General features: G+C 47.4%; 16 protein-coding genes, 1 tRNA gene and 1 pseudogene. 9 read left to right on the top strand and 9 right to left on the bottom strand.

All coding sequences use genetic code 11. The annotated features are described in order from the left end of the window. From C7B65_RS07385 to C7B65_RS07365, 5 genes and pseudogenes are all read right to left on the bottom strand, one after another. Nucleotides 1-563 (bottom strand): annotated as a pseudogene (locus C7B65_RS07385) (ISKra4 family transposase); the annotation flags it as partial. A gap of 231 nt (nt 564-794) precedes the next feature. Then, nucleotides 795-2,273, bottom strand: coding sequence for a P-loop ATPase, Sll1717 family (locus C7B65_RS07380; protein WP_073070175.1), 1,479 nt, complete (start codon nt 2,271-2,273; stop codon nt 795-797). 62 nt (nt 2,274-2,335) lie between these two features. Next, nucleotides 2,336-3,391, bottom strand: coding sequence for a pentapeptide repeat-containing protein (locus C7B65_RS07375; protein ID WP_181314357.1), 1,056 nt, complete (start codon nt 3,389-3,391; stop codon nt 2,336-2,338). A gap of 184 nt (nt 3,392-3,575) precedes the next feature. Beyond that, nucleotides 3,576-3,863: an Asp-tRNA(Asn)/Glu-tRNA(Gln) amidotransferase subunit GatC gene (gene gatC / locus C7B65_RS07370; protein WP_073070173.1), complete on the bottom strand. Its 288-nt coding sequence runs from the start codon at nt 3,861-3,863 to the stop codon at nt 3,576-3,578. 34 nt (nt 3,864-3,897) lie between these two features. After that, entirely contained in the window at nt 3,898-4,419 is a 522-nt protein-coding gene (locus tag C7B65_RS07365) for a photosystem I assembly protein Ycf3 (protein WP_073070172.1), read from the bottom strand. A 171-nt stretch (nt 4,420-4,590) separates the two neighbouring features. Between C7B65_RS07365 and C7B65_RS07360 the strand changes: the two genes are divergently transcribed. Continuing rightward, nucleotides 4,591-5,895 (top strand): hypothetical protein, encoded by a 1,305-nt coding sequence (locus C7B65_RS07360; protein ID WP_073070171.1) that lies wholly within the window; start codon nt 4,591-4,593, stop codon nt 5,893-5,895. A 145-nt stretch (nt 5,896-6,040) separates the two neighbouring features. Here the strand turns inward: C7B65_RS07360 and C7B65_RS07355 are convergent, their stop codons facing one another. After that, nucleotides 6,041-6,457, bottom strand: coding sequence for a hypothetical protein (locus tag C7B65_RS07355; RefSeq protein ID WP_073070170.1), 417 nt, complete (start codon nt 6,455-6,457; stop codon nt 6,041-6,043). 204 nt (nt 6,458-6,661) lie between these two features. On the opposite strand from C7B65_RS07355, the gene C7B65_RS07350 reads away from it, so the two are divergent. The 6 genes from C7B65_RS07350 (at nt 6,662) to C7B65_RS07325 (ending at nt 11,507) form a co-directional block, all read left to right on the top strand. Then, nucleotides 6,662-6,733: transfer RNA gene (locus C7B65_RS07350), tRNA-Gln, on the top strand. Nucleotides 6,734-6,760: 27 nt separating this feature from the next. After that, nucleotides 6,761-7,123, top strand: a complete 363-nt coding sequence (patD, locus tag C7B65_RS07345) for a heterocyst frequency control protein PatD (RefSeq protein ID WP_073070169.1) — start codon at nt 6,761-6,763, stop codon at nt 7,121-7,123. 75 nt (nt 7,124-7,198) lie between these two features. Beyond that, the gene (locus tag C7B65_RS07340; protein ID WP_073070168.1) at nt 7,199-7,816 is read left to right on the top strand and encodes a TFIIB-type zinc ribbon-containing protein; all 618 of its coding nucleotides are present in this window, start codon (nt 7,199-7,201) and stop codon (nt 7,814-7,816) included. 162 nt (nt 7,817-7,978) lie between these two features. Beyond that, nucleotides 7,979-9,613 carry a dipeptide ABC transporter ATP-binding protein gene (locus C7B65_RS07335; protein WP_073070167.1) on the top strand — a complete coding sequence of 545 codons (1,635 nt, stop codon included), beginning with the start codon at nt 7,979-7,981 and terminating at the stop codon, nt 9,611-9,613. Nucleotides 9,614-9,724: 111 nt separating this feature from the next. After that, nucleotides 9,725-10,405: a glycoside hydrolase family 24 protein gene (locus C7B65_RS07330; RefSeq protein WP_073070166.1), complete on the top strand. Its 681-nt coding sequence runs from the start codon at nt 9,725-9,727 to the stop codon at nt 10,403-10,405. Nucleotides 10,406-10,580: 175 nt separating this feature from the next. Further along, complete coding sequence (locus C7B65_RS07325; protein ID WP_073070165.1) at nt 10,581-11,507, top strand: bifunctional riboflavin kinase/FAD synthetase; 927 nt, start codon at nt 10,581-10,583, stop codon at nt 11,505-11,507. Nucleotides 11,508-11,551: 44 nt separating this feature from the next. Here the strand turns inward: C7B65_RS07325 and C7B65_RS07320 are convergent, their stop codons facing one another. The 3 genes from C7B65_RS07320 to C7B65_RS07310 all read right to left on the bottom strand — a co-directional run bounded on the left by C7B65_RS07320 (nt 11,552) and on the right by C7B65_RS07310 (nt 13,962). Beyond that, nucleotides 11,552-11,926 (bottom strand): hypothetical protein, encoded by a 375-nt coding sequence (locus C7B65_RS07320; RefSeq protein ID WP_073070164.1) that lies wholly within the window; start codon nt 11,924-11,926, stop codon nt 11,552-11,554. Between the two features lie 59 nt (nt 11,927-11,985). Continuing rightward, complete coding sequence (locus C7B65_RS07315) at nt 11,986-12,873, bottom strand: hypothetical protein (RefSeq protein WP_073070163.1); 888 nt, start codon at nt 12,871-12,873, stop codon at nt 11,986-11,988. A 552-nt stretch (nt 12,874-13,425) separates the two neighbouring features. Then, the gene (locus C7B65_RS07310; protein WP_073070162.1) at nt 13,426-13,962 is read right to left on the bottom strand and encodes a hypothetical protein; all 537 of its coding nucleotides are present in this window, start codon (nt 13,960-13,962) and stop codon (nt 13,426-13,428) included. 327 nt (nt 13,963-14,289) lie between these two features. On the opposite strand from C7B65_RS07310, the gene C7B65_RS07305 reads away from it, so the two are divergent. Both C7B65_RS07305 and C7B65_RS07300 read left to right on the top strand, forming a co-directional pair. Continuing rightward, nucleotides 14,290-15,636 (top strand): AAA-like domain-containing protein, encoded by a 1,347-nt coding sequence (locus tag C7B65_RS07305; protein WP_073070161.1) that lies wholly within the window; start codon nt 14,290-14,292, stop codon nt 15,634-15,636. A gap of 29 nt (nt 15,637-15,665) precedes the next feature. Next, nucleotides 15,666-19,280 carry a WD40 domain-containing protein gene (locus C7B65_RS07300; protein WP_073070160.1) on the top strand — a complete coding sequence of 1,205 codons (3,615 nt, stop codon included), beginning with the start codon at nt 15,666-15,668 and terminating at the stop codon, nt 19,278-19,280. The last annotated feature ends 1 nt before the right edge of the window (nt 19,281 follow it).

The following is a 19,281-nucleotide window of genomic DNA, read 5'->3' as shown; positions in this document are numbered from 1 at the left end:
ACACTGGCAATCTCCGCTTCCAATTGCGGCGGCACATAGTCCCAGCTTTCTTCTTTCACCTCAATGATCGTGGCAACCGCTTCACTGACCCGCTGGATGTACGAAACGGCAACGTCCCTTTGATGATTGTCCGCCAGGTCTCGTTGCACCTCGCGTGCCGAACCATAAGCCAGCTTTGAGGACACTTGTTTCGCAAACAAAGGCGTGGAGGTGATGATGATTCTCGATGCTCGCTCCAAAGGACAATCCGTTTTACCCCCTCCAGAGCGCTGATAGACGTGGCGTTCAACCACCACTTCTCCATACGGCGTTTGATACCCTTTCGGCTGCTTACCTTTGGTTCGCATCACCGCTCCTGCGATCTCGATAGCAGAGCCATCGGTGTCCAAATACTCAAGCGCCGCTGCGGTCGCAATCCGACCCGCAGCGTTGAGGCTTTCCTGAATGCTCTCTTCACTCGTGAGTAGTGAACGACTCAGTTCGAGGGTGACTTCTATCTTCACTTGTGTCCCGGACTGACTTAACAATTGAGCGCTCATACTCACCCCTCTTGGTTGCATCACTGAGGTAATATCATGATTGAATGATTAAATCAAGTAGAGGTCGCACCCGTTAAGATTAACTTAGTCATACACTAGGGCAACTGCATCTAAAACTTAACTTCGGCTTTCAGATCTGACGAGCTAACGGTCGCGTTCAGCGTCGGACAGTAATCTTTGCATCATCACCGAAACCTTAATACCGCCCGCTGCAACACGGTTGTTAGGTTGCGCGACGATCCGAAGTTTATGGGATCATTCATCGCTGCTGAGATCTAAAAGTCTAAATATAGAATTTAGATCACTCGGTTGCAAGACCCATCTATAAGCGGGATGGACTTCCCAGTCAAATCCGAAATCAACAAATGTAGAACTTAGATATCTATTTTCTTCAAAATATCTCCTAGTGATTTGACCATCATTCGTCTCACGTCGCGCTGTCAGGAAATTAATCTTGTACAAAAAAGCTGCCAAGTCTTTAGGTTTAACAGTCGATTTGCTGTTGGCGAACCTAAAATCATGATTTTGACTTATGTTCTGAATTTTCTGAAGGAGCGCATCTGTTTTGTATACATAACTTTGCTGCGTTGTCCTCTCTTTCTGCGTTGGCCGCATATTCATTAAGAGTTTATCGATTTCTGGAAGTTCAGAACGATACTCATTTATCGTATCTTGAATTCTTCCCTGAGAGTATTCCTCAAACACAGCCTGGAAATCTGTTGTTTGAATCAAAGGGGATCGCCTTTCATACGATTTCCTAGCGGCTAATGTGCAGAGCTTAACTAAATCACGAGGTCTTTTTCTAATTAATGACATCAAGACTCTGTGAATCGGAGCATTTTCCCATTTGCCTACACCAGTGAAGCGTGGTTCCATTACACCTGAGAGATATCTGCTTGCCAACTCTATCTGAGATGTCTTTAATAATTGTGATTCATTTACCGTTCTCCCAAAATATGTTTCCATTCGTTTAATAAGGACGACAAAGATTTCATGATTTGTCCAAGACTGCCAAATCACTGAGCCTTCGATTTTATCTGTTGATTCATCTGAAGTTCTGACTAAATAGTAAACGTCTGCCCTTAGAGAAACCTTAAAAATAACACCACGGCTATCTCGGCTAATATCTCGAACCGAGTTTAAGAGAGAAGATATTTGTGTTATGTCCTCTCTTTTGCCTTGCCATCCTCTGTCTAAATCATCAATATAAATTGATATTTTTCCTGTTTCTAAAAATCTTTCAATAAAATCTCGCTTGGAAGCATCGTAATTTTTACTATTAATGGCATCTTTAAAGTAATCCGAGATAAAGTCAACAATCTTAAAACTGTAATCCTCAAATCCAGCCATTGCTTCTTTTAAGGATTTCCCTCGAATTCCAATAAAATTCAATGCCTTCTGAACAATTACCTTACTCAATCCATGCGTCCAACTTCTGACTCTGCTCAGAAAGTCTTTCTGCTCTATTGTTAAATCAGCAATATCGTTGGGTTGGATTAAAATACACAGGTTTTTCTGATCCTCGCCTTCTGTAATTGCCATTTTAAAGAGAGCTGATTTTCCAATCCCTTTGTGACCAACCAGAATACGAATTCCTTGGTCAGCAGTTACTTGCTCATACGAAGTCCCCTTGAAATAATACTCTTTTAAACGACCTGGATCTTCATCCTCTGCTGCTTCGTGCCCAAACAAACCCTGAATGGTTGATTCTGTAAACTCTAGTTTTGCAGTCATTTTTACTTGCTCCTTACAAAAAAACTTTAATGTATATCTAGGAACACTAACGCCAACATTCCTTAGCTGGGTTTCAATCCTTTTGCTTGTAGTAGATTAGTATCTGTAAATTTAGTCGCTATAGTTGAGGCATTCGTGAAATCTGCTTGTGAGAGATTCGCTCTAGTGAACTCTGCCGCGTCTAAATTAGCTTTAGAGAAACACGCACCTACTAAATTTGAACCTGTAAAATCAGATAATTCCAGATTTGAACCTGTAAAATCTGCTTCTCGTAGGTTTGATCTGACAAAATTTTCTTTTCTAAGTATAGAAGATTGGAAGCCTTCGCCCCCTAAATTTGCGCCTTTTAGATATGAAAAGCTAAGATCTAGATTTTTTTGCTTCGGATCTTGAGATATTTTCCGCCGTTTTATAACAGTTAATGCAGCCTGAATCTCCTTAGAAACTGTTTGCTGATTCCCACGATTCTTATCTATCGAAGACCTATGTCTCACGAAGGAACACAGAACTTCCATAACGCTCCAGTGATCTTTTTCAGAATCGCTAGCAATTCTCTCTAAGGCATAGATCCCACCCATGCAAACTTCAGGCTTTTCGCTCCCTAGTTGTTCAATTGCTTTGGTGAATCGCTCGGTAACTTGCTTATCTTCTGTAGCGATTAAATTGCGCCATGTGAAATACACCCCAATCACTAGAACTATCCCCCCTACAGTTTGGGATAAAGTACCAAAAGATTGAGCAAGTGAGGATCGAGTGGCGTTCTCAAGTTCTATGCGCTCTTTGGGAGTCAGAGTTTTCTCAGAAGCAACTCGTAACTGTGGCAGTATCCAGAACCCCCATGTCCCAGCGACGAAAACGCCCATCAATAAAAATATAGCCGCCGTGTATACAACCAAGAAATACGAAGAACGTTTATACACTCTATTTATCCATTGTTCGACATTGAAAGAACTCAATCTCTGACAGATAAGCTTGAACTGCGACCCTAACCAACAGCCTAAGCAACCTAACTTCTTAGTAGAGAGAAAGTTTCCGTACATCATGCCAAAACTGGTGAATAGGCAGATGATTTCCGCATAACACCCCGAATCAGACAGATAGGCAGAATCTTTCTGCATAGTAGGCTCATTTGGATGGAGATGCGAAAAGATTCTACCTATTTGTAGATTCAGTCTGGCTGTCGGCGTATAGGTTCCCTGCGCTGGGGATGGTTGCCCCGACATTGCCTGTAATCTGGCTGGTGCAGTCAATTTTTGATGCGATCGCCCTAACTCAAAAACCACTTCAGGTAGCAAGGCGATCTCAATCTCCTGTGACAATCTTCGGCACTTTAAAGAACTCGCCTTCGCGATCGGGCGCACCCTCCAAAATGTCTTCACGAGGATAGGGCTGCTGACGATCGACGCGCACTACATTGCTGACCTCGATCGCGCGGGTCGTCGGCTGCACATTCGTGACATCTAACTCACTCAGCAACTCAAAATAATCCAGAATGCTGCTGAGTTGAGTGGTGAATTTTTCCTCTTCTTCGGGCGTTAGCTGCAAACGAGCGAGATGAGCAACTTTTTGAACCTGGGCACGATCGAGCATGAGCGTTAATGATGAAGTTTGAGTTGAGACAGACCTAAAAGTACACATCCATCGTCGATCGCCCAGTGGTTTTGAGCCAGTTTTGAGCTTCGATGTAGTTGTTAGGCGCTAAATTGATGGCGCGTTTCCAATAGTCAGCAGCTTTTTCAAACAAGGCTTCCGCTTCTTCTGCTTTGCCTTCTTCTTGGGCTTTCTCGCCCAGATAGTGAAAAATGACTGCAATGTTATTGACGGCTTGAGGCAAGCGAGGATTGAGTTCGATCGCCTGGTGATAATATTCCAGCGCTTTTTCGTGTTCACCATTGCTGGCGTGAATCAAGCCAATGTTATAGAGAATATAGCTACGATCGTTTTCGTCATCTTCGAGCGTCAGCGCTTCGTAGTAGTTTTCTAATGCCTCAGCATATTCGCCATCGGCCTGAGCAGACATGCCATCTCGATAATAGGCAAAGGCTTCTTTCTCTCGTTTGCTTGCCGGAAAAACCTTCAAGATGAGATCTGCCATCACCGTGAAGCTTTTGTCAATGAAATTGTCGTTGCGTTGAGTTCTAGGCATATAGCGCTCGGTAGAGGATTGAAACGGTTAGGTTGTGCAGCTTCCAGACACTTATTGTAGTTTACCGCCTCGACAGATTCTAAAGTTTGAAGTTTGAAGTTTAAATTGACTCTCCTAGTTCTCGATTTCGCTTTCTTATACTAGAGAGATAGCTCTATTCGGGGAACGCGCATGGATTCTAATCTGACTCCCGATCCCGCCATTGTTAAAGCCGTTGAGCGGCTCGATTATCGGGTCACGGTTGGCGATGTTGCGGCTCAAGCTGGGCTAGATGTCAATCTAGCAGAGCGAGGACTGCTCGTGCTGGCTTCTGCGGCAGGGGGGCAACTTCAAGTCGCAGAGTCGGGCGAAGTCGTCTATTTGTTTTCTCAAGATTTTCAGACCGTTCTTCGCAATAAGTTTTTTCAGCTTCAGGTGAAAGAATGGCTTGATCGCATCTGGCAATCGGTGTTTTACCTGATTCGTATTTCCTTTGGAATTGTGTTGATGGTGCTGATTGCGCTGGCGATCGTGGCGATCATTATCCTCGTTCTCGCAGTTAACTCCAGTCGAGACGATAACAATGATAACGGTGGCGGAATCGGGATGCCAAACATGGGGTTTCCTGACCTTTTTTGGATTTTCTATCCCAATTATTACGATCGCTACGATCGTCCGTCTCCTCGCCGTCGCAATCAAGGCACCACCGGCGACATCAACTTTCTAGAAGCCGTTTTTTCCTTCTTATTTGGGGATGGCAACCCCAACGCAGACTTAGAAGAACGGCGCTGGCAAGCGATCGCGACGGTGATTCGCAACAATCGAGGTGCAGTCATTGCTGAACAAGTCGCCCCCTTTTTAGATGACGTGGGCACTGGCTACGACCAGGAGTATGAGCAGTATATGCTGCCTGTGTTAGCGCGGTTTAACGGGCGACCAGAAGTTAGCCCAGAGGGGCAGATCGTCTATCACTTTCCTGACTTGCAAACGACGGTGGTTGAGCCGCGCCGCAAGTCTGTTGCCGATTATCTGCAAGAATATCGCTATGTGTTTAGCCGCGCCAGCCGTGGGCAGAAGATCGCTGCCGCTTCGCTGGGTGCTTTGCTATTGGCGTTGGCGATCGTGCTCAATGTCTGGCTCTCAGGTGGAATCGCGCTGGTTGGTGCGGCTGATACCTTTGTGAGAGCGATCGCGGTTCTCTCTCTGGGCTACAGCGCTGCTTATCTATCGGTTCCGCTCATCCGCAATTTTTGGATTGGGCTTCGCAATCGCAAAATCAGCGATCGCAATGGAGAACGTCAGCAACGGGCACGGCTGTTAGAGCAAGCCGATCCGACGATCGCGCAAAAACTCTCTTATGCTCAACAGTTTGCGGCTGAAACGGTGATTCATGACGATGATCTGATCTACACAACTGAACGAGATTTAATTGATCAAGAGAGCGATCGATCGGCTCAAATCGATGCTGAATGGCAAAAACGGCTGGAGAGCGAATAACGGCGCTGTTGCCTCTGCTAGACTGCGTTTCAGGCAAATGGGTATCATCAGATTTAGGGGTTATTTGATTAGTCGCCCGATATCTGCGGCGGCGATCGCTCAATTTCTCAAAGAGTCCCTGCCTCTTAGTAAATAGCGATGACCCTTAGTTAAACACGTCTAAAATTTTGCGGCAAAACCCTTTTAGGCTCTCGCAAATCTCTGGGGTTGGGCTGCTAGTGCCTTCAAAGCCCCAGTTTTGCACCGTTGAAAACCGCCACTGCTTACCCTGATGATCAAATCCTGCGGCTTCGACTCCGATCGCTCGACGAGTCTCAACTTCTAAGTCTTGATGAAACCGGATCTGCACCAAAACGCTGCGGCTTTGAAACAGGCGACTGCGACCCGGAAAGTGAAACCCAATGTCGATCGAGTCAGGATCAACCAGTTCTCGCGTGTCTAGATCATTTGCCCAGGGTTTTAAGTCTGCCCGCGCATCGGGAAACTCAGCTTTAAAGAGATTGACCACTGTTGCAATTTTGCTAGCAGTTTCAAGGGTTGTTGCTTGTTCTGCTGCGTTCACTCCCCGCTCTCCTTGCCTTTGGTTTCGATGCCTGTAGCCTGAAATTTACGCTTTTTTACCATCATAATCAAGCCCCGATCGCTAGACAGTACCGATTGATACAACGATGGGTTCTGAATTGAAATAGTCTTTGCGATCGCCAGCTAATAATTTTGCTTGACAGATTTGGGCGATAAACTGCTAGAATACTATTCGGTAACGCGATGGGGCGTCGCCAAGTGGTAAGGCACCGGGTTTTGGTCCCGGCACTCCTAGGTTCGAATCCTAGCGCCCCAGTTTAAACAAATTCTTCACAGTGCCAAGATGTTGCCGGAGATCTATCGTCAACGTTATCGAGACTTTCGGCAGATTCTAGAACGGCTGCAAGCTCTGATCTCCCAGCCAGAACTTGATCACCCGACTTTGAAGGCGGACGCTCTGATCGTTCAGCAGTTTTTTCAAGATCAAGTGAGAAGTTTAGATTTAGAAGCACTAGATTTAACTGCGGGGCAGCGATCGCACTCATTTCACGTCGAGATCAACAAACAACTGCGGCTCTTAGCAATGGATGTGATGTTCTTGCAAACGGCAAAACAATCTGCCACAAGCCAGCAAAGGTTAAGACAGGTGCGCGATCGGATCAGCACACTCATTCGCTATTGCAATGCACTATTGCAAGAAGAATAATCAATATTCTCGCTCAGTTGCTAAAACGCGACAAGAGCTTGATTAAATAGAGATCGTCGCATTGAGAGCAACGCTGTGCAATGTCCTAAAGATCGCAAGATTGCGCTGGTAGAGGGTGTTTTAGCAGAGCAGCTAAACGTGAAAGCCTGTCCCGATTGCAAAGGAACCTGGATTCCGTCGGAAGACTATCAGACTTGGCAACGTCAGCGATCGCACCCAACCACGGCAGCAGAGCTAGTGCCAGAAATTTTAGATGTAGAGTTTGTGCAGTCGCCCTTTGATGCCAAAGCGTCTCTCTGCCCAGAGTGCCGAAGTTATTTGGCAAGAACTAAAATCGGCATGAAAACCCCTTTTTATGTCGAGCGGTGCCCTAGCTGTGGCGGCATCTGGTGCGATCGTGGCGAGTGGGATGCCTTAGAAAAAATGGGCTTGCACACGGCGATCGAGCAATTATTTACCAGTGAGTGGCAGTCGCTATCCCGCGAACGAGAGCATTTTGCCCAAGAAAAGCAGGCGACCGTCGAAAAACTGGGTGAAGACCTGGCAAGTCAAGTATTTGTTTTGGCTGAAGCGTTGGAGAAAAATCCGAATGGCGATTTTGGCGTAGCTTATTTGATGCGACGGTTTGAAAACATTGTGAAAGCGCAGAAAGCGAAGGCGATCGACAAGCCACGAGATCTGCCATTCGTTTGAATTCGCTGGTAAAGTAGCTAAAAGCACGTCAGTTCGACGGAAGTGGTTAGATTCGATAGTGAATTTGGAAAGCCCCCAGAATCGGGGATTTAGGGGGCAGAAGCCGCTCTTGACGAAGCGAAAAAACTCATCGAACTGACGTTAAAAGCAGAATCGCCTAAAATGAACGAACCTCTTTTTTGCGTTGAGAATCTCCGAGTTGCCTACTCAAAAATTTATGCCAGTTGGGTAGTGGATGATGTGTCATTCACGCTGCAACCGGGCGAACGTTTGGGACTGGTCGGAGAATCGGGCTGTGGCAAGTCAACGCTAGGGCGGGCAGCGATGCGGTTATTGTCTGATGCTGCCAAAATTGAAGGCGAGGTGACGTTTCAGGGGCAGTCAGTTTTTAGGCTTTCGCCCTCACAGTTACAAAAGTTTAGAGGTGAAGCTGTCGCGCTGATTTTTCAAGACCCGATGACGCGACTTGACCCCTTAATGACGATCGGAGATCACTGTCTAGAAACACTCAAATCTCACGAGCCGCATCTCTCGACCAAACAGGCAAAAGCGCGTGCGATCGCTACGCTAGAAGCTGTTAAAATCCCGGCGAGTCGTTGGGGGCAATATCCCCACGAGTTTAGCGGCGGAATGCGGCAACGAGTCGCGATCGCTCTCGCCCTCCTTTTAGATCCCAAACTGATCGTAGCGGATGAGCCAACAACGAGTTTAGATGTCACCGTTTCGGCTCAAATTTTGCAAGAACTGACCCGCTTGTGCAGTCAGCGACAGATGGCGTTGATTTTGATTTCTCACGATTTAGCGATGGTGTCAGAATATTGCGATCGCATCGCTGTCATGTATGCGGGAAAGATTGTTGAAATGGGAACTACACAATCGGTTTTTCAAAACCCGCAGCACGACTATACAAAATCGCTGCTTAACGCTGCCCTTCAGATTCAAAAAGACGACACGGACGATCGGGCGATTCTCAAACAAAACGCGCCGATTTTGCAATTGCAAGACTTAAAGCAACACTACACGCTAGAGCAAAACTTTATTTCGCGACTGTTAAACCAAACCGATCAAACCATTCGAGCGGTGGATGGCATTGACTTAGACCTCTACCCCGGTGAGACGTTGGGATTGGTAGGCGAATCAGGCTGTGGCAAAAGCACGCTGTCTCGCACGATCCTGCAACTGCTGCGTCCAACTTCTGGCAGCGTCAGATTTTTAGATCAGGAGTTGACGAACCTCGATCGCCGATCGCTTCGACAACAACGCCGCCAGATTCAAATGGTGTTTCAAGATCCGTTAGCGTGTTTAAATCCGAGAATGACGATCGGGCAGAGCATTGCCGATCCGCTTTTAATTCATCGGTTAACCACGACTGAAAAAGCCAAGCTCGACGTTGAAGCGATGCTAGAACGAGTTGGCTTAACCCCTGTGGAGGATTTTTACGATCGCTATCCAGCCAAGTTGTCTGGTGGGCAACAGCAGCGAGTCGCGATCGCGCGGGCGCTGATCACTCGTCCAAAATTGCTGATTTGCGATGAACCCGTAAGCATGTTAGACGCGACGGTGCAAACTCAAGTGCTGCAACTGATGCAGGAGTTAAAACGAGAATTTGACTTGACGTATTTATTTATCACGCATGATCTTTGGGTGGCAAGATTTTTCTGCGATCGTATTGCGGTGATGAGTGCGGGCAAAATTGTTGAGTTAGGGCTAACGCAAGAGATTTTTAGCAACCCTCAACACCCTTACACGAAGACACTTTTAGCCGCCGCGCCGCTCCTGAGTCGCATGACGGGGTGAGTAAAGTTCGTGATTTTGGATCGAAATGCTCAAAGCATCGTTCAAAACTAAAACGTTTCTGAATTTCTGCGGTTAGAATGCTCTCTGGTGCCTCATGTCAAACGGCAATTTATGTCAAACACTGAGTCAAAACCTGATGCCTTAGATCAGTTTGTTGAAAAGCTGCTGGTTCGCAGTGTGATTTTACTCGGAATCATTTTTTTGATGATGCACATGCTCGGCAAACGTCCGGCGTTTTGGGTTCCTGACGAGTCAACTGGAGCTAAAACACCGCTCGTCATGCAAGGTGGCGATCCCTATATTCGGGCCCTGATGCGAACGATTTCTGCCAGTGAGTCAAATGTCCGCAATCCCTACGCGGTTCTTTATGGCGGAGAATATGCAACCGATTTGAGCAAGCACCCCGATCGCTGCGTGACGATCGTCGCTGGGCCCAACACAGGCAACTGCACGACGGCTGCTGGGCGCTATCAGTTCATCACCTCGACCTGGCTAGAGCAAGCACGGCACTATCACCCTGAACCGCCGACGCTGTTTTTTTGGCAGGGCTACAGTTTTTCTCCTGAATCTCAAGACGCAGTGGTCTATAAGTGGCTCAGTGATTCTCAAGCGTGGGGCGTTGACCTGCACCAACTGTTAAAGAAAGGACAGATCAACACAGTCTTACAGCGACTTTCGGGCACCTGGACAAGCTTGGGGTATGGCATCGAAGATAATGCCAACACCAGTGAGTTACCGAGTGTCTATCGCCAAATGTTGAAAGAAGAACTGGGGCGATCGGCAAAACTGTAAAAATTCGACGTGGCTGAATGATCGGTAAGGATTGAGCTTTCTCATGGCACAAAGTTCTGTTTTATGATGGCTAGAACTCTGAATAGTGAAGAATCACAGTAATCTTCATCATGATTTCAACTTCCTTTAATGAATTCTCAAAATTTCTTGAGTGATGTATGTCAAAATGTAAAGCGTGTGGATTATCTCTTCTCTAACTAATTCTCTCACTCCTACTGCCGTCGCCCTAGGAAATTTTGATGGCATTCATCAAGGGCACCGACAGGTAATTTTGCCTGTTCTCAATAGCGACTCTCAAACTCGTGCGACTGTCGTTTCTTTCTGCCCGCATCCGAGAGAGTTTTTTAGCGGGCAGCCCCACGCGCTGCTAACGCCTCAGTCTGAAAAAGCACTTCAGCTTCAAATGATCGGGGTTGAGCAGTTGGTCTTGCTGCCGTTTAACCGAGAACTCGCAGCCCTAGACCCGCCGCAGTTTGTCGAAGAAGTTTTGGTGCGGCACCTGCAAGCAAAACAGGTCAGCATTGGGCAAGATTTTCGATTTGGGCACAAGCGATCGGGCACTGCTACTGATCTGTCTGAAATCGCAGCAACTTACGGAATTGGGGTGACCATTGTTCCTCTGCTCACCTTTAAAGGCAAGCGGGTTAGCACGTCAGCGATTCGTGATTCGCTTGAGCAAGGAGATTTGACTATCGCAAACCGCATGCTGGGGCGCTCTTATAGTTTGGTGGGCGAAGTCGTTGAAGGTCAGCAGCTAGGAAGAACGATCGGTTTCCCGACTGCTAATTTACGAGTTCCACCTGAAAAGTTTTTGCCTCGGCAAGGGGTCTATGGAGTGCGCGTGTTTGGTCAAGCGCTCAACCGTGACGAACCCGTCTTGGGCGTGATGAATATTGGTAATCGCCCAACCGTCAACGGAACCCAGCGCACGATCGAGGTTCATCTGCTAGATTGGCAGGGCGATCTCTATGGTCAGACTCTCACCGTAGAGCTTGAGCAATTTATCCGCTCTGAACAAAAATTTTCCTCACTCGATGAGTTAAAAACTCAAATCAAAGCAGATTGTGAAACGGCTAGAGCGATGTTGGTTCCCGTTTTATAACGCTCTGACAGCAAGTGAAAGGGGTCTACGGTCGATGTTCTTGTTTAGTCAAATCGGATGATTCCAGCTATTTTGTTGCGTAGATCGTCTCGCACACGGGCTGTTTCGTTCCCGTTGTCACCGACCACCATGACGATCGCTGTAGCGCGAGGAGTTGTTGCAAAACAGGTGATTGCAGCATAACTTCCGCCACTGGAACCCGCAACCTCATTTTGCGATCGGCGAATGTTCTGGAAATTCAGATTTCGCATTGTGTCATAAGCGAAGTCGAAACAAGTCTTAGTCGAAGCTGTCTTGACCGCTGTTGAACCCCAATATAGATAAGCAGCCTGTGCTGTCTTGGCGGTCGATAGAAAGAATACTCCCATTAAAGACAGGGTTACGCCTGCCGTTGCGATCGCTTTAAATGACTTATTCATTAGGAAACTCCTGTTTAGTTGTTGCTGTGTTTTTTCAAGATCTTCTTTGTAGACGCTGCTTAGTGGAGCAAAATCGGCGGACTCGCATCAATAGTTACAAAGGGCATAGAGAAACTCAAGAAGGCAATGAATGCGTCATCTTCCTCAAGCTGCGAGGTCTGCCAACACCAAACCCAAACAAGGTATCGCGATCCCGGAACCATATTTATAAGCGCGGGTGCGAGTGGCACAGTCCCCAGTCCAAAAGCCGGCGACGCAGCCTCTGCAATTCGACCACTGCCCTTTTGACCTGAAAACGTGGTCATGCCGCTGGCGCTCCAAAGCACGGGCTGGCGTGACATTGTTGGCTGCGGCTCTGAGTTGGTGTAAATCGTGATGCCCATGCCGCCCCTGCTCCGAGCAAAAGGCAGGTTCTCGAATGCGCTCCAGTTCCAGTCATAGGTGCCTTGGGGCGTGATTGCTGCAAGTACTGGTTCGTTTGTGGTCAAGTAGAAGCCGATACCTGCTGCGGAAAAGCCATTGCGCTTTGGAATAGTGATTGCTTTGCCGTCTACACGACCTCCAAATGAAAAGCCGTTTCCTTCAGACCATTCCCGATCGTAAGGCGGTCCAAAAACTCTAGTGCCACTCGGCACAGTAAAGTCGAACGTCTTCACCGTACTAGCGATGTCTACACTTAGCCGCTCTACGAAATGCTTTTCTAACTGGTGTCGCGTCCGCAGTCCGCCAAACTCACGAACCTCGTCACGAGGCTGTGCGGCGGCTTCTGCTGCATCTGTGTCGTCATACATTTCGCTGATGTGACGATCGAGTTCCGAAGTCACATGAGCAGAAATGAGCGATGTATCGCGATCGCCGTCTGTATCTGCGATCGCACTGCGTTCTATGCTAAAGCGCTGTCCTTCGCTGATCCTTTGTTCGATATGTCTTTTAATTTCATCGTACATGATTTTCTCCTATTCGACATAGTAGCTGTCTTCTTACAGGTATCTCTCGACCCCAGCACCAACACCAGAACAATGTTTACTAAAGTGACAACCAGAGTTAGTAGGAGATTGGACAAGATGAGAATTTCATGTTGCAGGTTCTAACGGATTGACTATTATCAATCGGGTGATTGATAACATTCGATGCAGAGGAATTTTGTGGCGATCGCTGATTCCCATCCTTCGATTCAAGAGTCCTACCTTCCAACAGTTCAGACCCTCTAGCTAACCCTTTTCTATGCGTTTCAACAGGAAAGTGAGTTTGAGTAATTCCTGCCAGCACGACTACTGGAATTGCAACTGTGCCTAACAGACCTAACAAAACCTTTAACGATATGAGTGATTTCATCATCGCCTCCGTTATGGGTTGTATAGCATTCAATCAGCCGTTGATTGTTGTTCTCTTGTACTCTGCGATTTGAGAAGAGGTTGGGTTGATGTCAAGAAACCCAACCTACAAGAGCAGCGGTCGCTTGCAAAGTTTTGCAATACCGTCAGAGCATTTAATACAGCTTAGAAACGTCCGATCCAGTAACGAATCCAATAGTTCCAGGTTGAAAAACCAATGCCAGTTTCTTTTGCATTCCATTGGTGAAATGACCAACCACGGGGCACATTTCCAACAAACATCGTATTTCGGTTCGTGCCAAGTTCATCATCTTGATCCAACACCATAAACGTTCTAATAGCATCCAGAGGGAGGCTTGCTGCCGCGAAAAGCGGATTTGGCATGGCAGTTACAGCCTGATCCACCAATGTCCTTGCTTGGTCATATCGGCTAACATCTTTTACAGCATCTTCATCAAAAACAATCATCTCAATCTGCAAAGGACTGTTATCAGGCACCTCCTTATCAAATACAATTCCACCTCCAAAGTTAAACTTGCGTGTTTCATTCGTGTTAATGCTGATGGGGCGGGTAACAAATCCGCCTGAAGTTTGACCACTAAAGGTTCTAATTGCGCCAACAACATAGAGTTCATCTGCACCTGTAACATCCTCGGTGTCATAGCAAATCGCTTCGTCGATCGAGACAATGATTCTAGACATAAGTCCTCTATTTTTTGAATTTACTGAAGAAATGAAAGTGATACGAGATGAAAGCATATAATTGGTACGTAATAATTGACCTAAATTAGGCTTTCATTTCTCGCTTCATGTCTACTATGGTTACCGATCAGAATTCGATTTGATAACTGGGAAAATTCTGGAAGTGACTACTAAGAAATTAGAAAAAGTTGGCTCGCAAATTGAAAAAGTCAGGAGCAAAAATCGCTTTTGAAGCGAAAAGTCTGGAAAAGTCAGGTGAAGTTACCCAATTGCCTCATCAATGAATCCTTGATATAACCAAGGGTATTCCTCTTGTTGCTCTAAGCCATGAACGCTGAACCAGAACTGTCTTGGGAGCAAACTCAAAATCTGGTCAATGCACTGGTATTCAAAGATACTGGGAAGCATCTCAGCGACATTGAAATAGAGGTACTGCAAGGTGCATGGGAAGGCAAAAGTTACGATGATATTGCCAAACAATTGATGATGAGTGTTAGCTACATCAACAAAGATGTCGGCTATCGGCTGTGGAAGAAACTTTCGGCAGCACTTGGAGAAGAAGTCACGAAGAAGAGCTTCCGGCAAGCACTGAAGCGAGAATGGCAAAAGCAAACCATTCCGATCGCCGACTCTGCAACGTCAACCGCCCCGATCGCAACGACCCTAGAATTTCCAGAAGGCTCCGTAGCGCTGAACTCTCTGTTTTATGTAGAACGTCCTGCCATTGAATCAGACTGCTACAAGGAGATTGTTAAGCCCGGTGCCCTGATCCGAATTAGAGCGCCGAGACGCATGGGAAAAACATCGCTACTCAACAGAATTTTGGCTCATGCGGCTCAACGGGGCGATCGTACTGTGCGAATCAATCTACGCAACGCTGAGAAAACAGTTTTTACACACCTGGACAAGTTTTTACGATGGCTGTGCGCCAATGTGAGCCGAGAACTTAACCTGGAGCCGAGACTCAATGACTATTGGGATGAAGAGATTGGCAGCAAGGTAAGCTGCACAGGCTACTTCCAGTCCTATCTGTTGGCACAAATAGAAACCAACCTGGTATTAGGATTAGACGAGATCGACACGGTGTTTAATTACCCCGATATTGCCGAAGATTTTCTGGCGTTGCTGCGAGAATGGCACGAGGAAGCGATGATTCAGCAACCTTGGCAACGGCTGCGGCTGGTTGTGGCTCACTCAACAGAAGCATACCTCTCGTTAAATATTCATCAATCTCCCTTTAATGTTGGCTTCCCATTGCGGTTGTCGCCGTTCAATTCAACCCAAGTTGAAACATTAGCTCAATTACATGGGCTGCTGTGGACTCCAGCAGAAACCCGACAATTAACCGCGATGGTCGGTGGGCATCCCTATCTGATTCGACTCGCCCTCTACTACCTTTCTCGTCAATTAGTCACCCTGGCACAACTGTTGCAAGATGCACCAACCCATGCCGGGATTTATAGTGACCATTTGCGGGGTTACTTAGGGCATTTAAAACAGCAGCCAGAGTTAGCATCCGCCTTGAAACAAGTGGTGACTGCCCCAGATTCTGTGCGCTTAGACTCAGTGCCTGTCTATCAGTTAGACAGTATGGGACTCGTCCATCTCAATGGCAATCAGATTTCACCGAGCTGTGAGCTATATCGTCAATATTTCAGCGACAATCTGATCTAGGTGACACGATCGTTAACGCAGGCAACATCATGACTGTCATCCACCCTGAAGACCACGAGGATTACGAATATAAAGTTGGCGGTAGCCTCCCGCCCAATGCACCTTGCTATGTCACGCGACAGGCAGACCAAGTATTGTTGGCAGGGTTAGAGGCAGGTGAATTCTGCTATGTGTTCAATTCTCGACAGATGGGCAAGTCTAGCTTGAGGGCACAAACGATGCGATCGCTAGAGACAAAAAACATTGCCTGTGCTACGGTTGACATCACAAAATTGGGTTCTCGACAAGTCACTGCTGACCAATGGTATAAGGGGCTGGTGGTGGAGTTGGTCAGAGTTTTTGATCTAGCCGATGAGTTTGACCTCAAACCCTGGCGGAGTCAACAGGCAGAATTATCGGCACTACAACAATTGAGTCTGTTTATAGAAGATATTCTACTGACCAAATTGCTTCAGTCTAAAATTTGTATTTTTTTAGAAGAAATTGACAATGTTAGAAGTTTAGATTTTTCCACTGATGATCTGTTTGCCTTGATTCGGACTTGTTATGAACAACGGATCGATCGTCCAATCTACAATCGCCTCACGTTTTGTTTGTTAGGGGTTGCCACTCCCTCAGACTTGATTACAGATAAACAAAGGACACCCTTTAATATTGGTCGATCGATCGATTTAACCGGGTTTACCTTTGCAGAAGCTCAAATCCCCTTAACGCAAGGCTTGATCGGCAAGGTAGACAACCCGGAAGCAGTGTTACAGGCGATCCTAGCCTGGACAGGTGGACAACCCTTTTTGACCCAGAAAGTGTGTCGCTTGGTGGTAGAGGAGACGACCCATTCCCCTACGGCTCTCTTCTCCATACTACCTGACCCCTTGATTAGGCAGATTGTACAAACTAGAGTGATTGAGAATTGGGAAACCCAAGATGTTCCGCCTCACCTGAGAACAATCCGCGATCGCATTCGAGGCAGCGGACAGCGGAGAGGTCGGTTACTCGGTTTATATCAGCAGATTTTGCAAGGTGAAGCCATCACCCTTGATGACAGCCCTGAACAAATGGAGTTGCAACTGTCGGGATTAGCGGTCAAGCAACAGGGCAAACTCCGGGTTTATAACCGCATTTATGCTGCTGTTTTTGGACAGGCATGGGTCGAGCAAGAATTCAAAGCGCTCCGACCTGATTTTTATGCTGTTGCTTTGTCCGGTTGGATCAGATCAAACAGTCAAGAAACATCCTGGTTGTTGCGCGGACAGACGTTACAGAGAGCACAACAGTGGGCAGCAGATAAAAGCATTAGTGACCAGGACTATCGCTTTCTAGAGGCAAGTCGAGAATTGGAACAACGCGCTCTGCAACAGCAGTTTGATGCCGAAGCAGAAGCCTCCGGGATTTTGGCAGAAGCTAACCTGGTTTTGGCAGAAGCCAATCAAACTCTGGCACAGTCAAACCATAAGGCAAAACGACGGATTCGGATTGGGGGAATAATTCTCGCGCTTTCTCTGATGATGGCGATCGCAGCAGGAATATGGGCTGGAAGAATGATCCAGGAGGCGCAACTAGAGAGAATCAAATCCCTCAGCCTCTCCTCAACGGCTGCATTGAATGCCAATCAAGAACTAGATGCCTTACTAGCTGCCCTCAAAGCCGCCATTCGGTTGAAAGCTGCTCCTTGGGCAGATGCTTCCACCCGATCGTCTGTTCAGTTGGCATTGCAGCGATCGCTCTTTCAAGTTAACGAACATAACCGACTGGAAGGACACAATGGTCAGGTTAGAAGTGTGAGTTTTAGTCCAGATGGCAAGACCCTGGTCACTGCCAGTGAGGACAATACAGTCAGGCTGTGGAGTGTCGATGGACGAGAACTCCAACGGCTGTCGGGACAGAATCAGGCATTTAGAAGTGTGCGTTTTAGCCCGGATGGTCAGAGAATTGCAGCCGTCAGTGCAGACAACACCCTCAAACTGTGGAGTGTGGACGGTCGGGAACTCCTGACCTTGCCCGGTCAAGCCGATGAAGAAAATTTTATGAGCGATCTTTGTTTCAGTCCAAACGGTCAGGTGATTGCGGCTTCGGGTGCAAACCATACTGTCAAACTTTGGAGTATGGATGGACGAACACTCAAAACGCTGACAGGGCATCAGCACTCAGTTTGGAGCCTCAGTTGCAGCCCAGATGGTCACACCATCGTTGCAGCAGATCAAGGGGGAATAGTCAAACTTTGGCGCATGGATGGACAAGAACTCAAAAGCTTCCGGGCAAGTCCACAATCGATTTTTGGAGTTAGTTTTAGCCCAGATGGTCAGTCGATCGCTACGGCAGGCGGAGACACCCAAGTAAAACTGTGGAACTTAGAGGGAAAAGCGATTAGAACGCTCGGCAAACATGAGAATGCCGTCATTGGGGTGCGTTTTAGCCCCGATGGTCAAACGATCGCTTCAGTCAGTGCCGACGCGACTGCGAAGTTATGGAGTCTGGAGGGACGAGTGCTCAAAACGTTCAAAGGGCATCGTAATGCAATTTTTGGCATCAGTTTTAGCCCCGGTGGTCAAACGGTTCCTGCGGAGTTGCGCGGAGCGCTAATCGCCACTGCCGGAGGGGATGATACTGTGAGATTGTGGAGTCTGAACAATCAAAACCATCAAACCTTAATCGGACATACTGATTCTCTATACAGTGTGAGCGTGAGTCCCAATGGCAAAATCATTGCCACTGCCGGAGACGATCAGACGATTCGGCTCTGGAGTCGGGAGGGTCAAGCGCTGGCAACCATTAGCGCCAAGAGCGGTGAGTGGAATCGCATCAACAGTCTCAGCTTCAGTCCAGATGGCAAGACGATCGCCGCTGCCAGTTATGACAAAACCCTCAAACTTTGGAACCTTAAGGGGCAACTCCTGAAAACATTCCATGGTCACAGCAATCAAGTCAGTGAGGTGAGTTTTAGTCCCGATGGTCAAACGGTTCCTGCGGAGTTGCGCGGAGCGCTAATCGCCACTGCTAGTTACGATGGCACTGTCAAGCTTTGGCAGACCGACGATCGAGAACTGAGAACGCTCAGAGGCAATGCGGGTAAAGTTTGGAGCGTGAGTTTCAGCCCAGATGGCAAACTCCTTGCCTCTGGTCATAACGATGGCACCCTCAAACTCTGGAACGTCCTTCAGGGACAACTCCTCAAAACAGTCCAGGGGCATAACAGCTACATTACCCGTGTTCGGTTTAGCCCCGACGGCAAAACCCTTGCCTCCGCAAGTCGTGACAAAACAATTAAACTCTGGACGCTCGACGGTCAAGCGTTGAAAACGCTCAAAGGGCATTCTTCTGGGATGACAGGACTCAGCTTCAGCCCCGACAGTCAAACTCTTGCCTCTGCCAGCGAGGATGGCTCAATTCGGCTCTGGGGTGTCAGATCAGGGCAAGAACTCCAAACGATCGAGGGACACGGTTATCCTTTCTGGAATATTAGCTTTAGTCCAGATGGCAAAACTCTTGTTTCTGTCAGTGATGATGCCCAAGTTGAGATCTGGAGTGCCGAAACGCTAGAGTTTGAGCAGCTAATCGATCGGGGTTGCAACTGGTTACATGATTATCTCCAGCACAATGCTAGGCTAGACCCATCCGATCGACAGCTTTGTGATGGCAGCCAATAAA

This window comes from Phormidesmis priestleyi ULC007, from assembly GCF_003003695.1.
Lineage (GTDB): Bacteria > Cyanobacteriota > Cyanobacteriia > Leptolyngbyales > Leptolyngbyaceae > Phormidesmis_A > Phormidesmis_A priestleyi_A.
Note: the sequence above shows the minus strand (reverse complement) of the source record. Positions and strands in the feature narration are given on the sequence as shown.

Coding starts and splice junctions, on each gene's coding strand:
- C7B65_RS07330 (WP_073070166.1), top strand. CDS start 9,725: ATGTCAAACACTGAGTCAAAACCTGATGCCTTAGATCAGTTTGTTGAA.
- gatC (WP_073070173.1), bottom strand. CDS start 3,863: ATGCTCGATCGTGCCCAGGTTCAAAAAGTTGCTCATCTCGCTCGTTTG.
- C7B65_RS07300 (WP_073070160.1), top strand. CDS start 15,666: ATGACTGTCATCCACCCTGAAGACCACGAGGATTACGAATATAAAGTT.
- C7B65_RS07380 (WP_073070175.1), bottom strand. CDS start 2,273: ATGACTGCAAAACTAGAGTTTACAGAATCAACCATTCAGGGTTTGTTT.
- C7B65_RS07335 (WP_073070167.1), top strand. CDS start 7,979: ATGAACGAACCTCTTTTTTGCGTTGAGAATCTCCGAGTTGCCTACTCA.
- C7B65_RS07320 (WP_073070164.1), bottom strand. CDS start 11,926: ATGAATAAGTCATTTAAAGCGATCGCAACGGCAGGCGTAACCCTGTCT.
- C7B65_RS07375 (WP_181314357.1), bottom strand. CDS start 3,391: ATGCAGAAAGATTCTGCCTATCTGTCTGATTCGGGGTGTTATGCGGAA.
- C7B65_RS07315 (WP_073070163.1), bottom strand. CDS start 12,873: ATGTACGATGAAATTAAAAGACATATCGAACAAAGGATCAGCGAAGGA.
- C7B65_RS07365 (WP_073070172.1), bottom strand. CDS start 4,419: ATGCCTAGAACTCAACGCAACGACAATTTCATTGACAAAAGCTTCACG.
- C7B65_RS07305 (WP_073070161.1), top strand. CDS start 14,290: ATGAACGCTGAACCAGAACTGTCTTGGGAGCAAACTCAAAATCTGGTC.
- C7B65_RS07310 (WP_073070162.1), bottom strand. CDS start 13,962: ATGTCTAGAATCATTGTCTCGATCGACGAAGCGATTTGCTATGACACC.
- C7B65_RS07360 (WP_073070171.1), top strand. CDS start 4,591: ATGGATTCTAATCTGACTCCCGATCCCGCCATTGTTAAAGCCGTTGAG.
- patD (WP_073070169.1), top strand. CDS start 6,761: ATGTTGCCGGAGATCTATCGTCAACGTTATCGAGACTTTCGGCAGATT.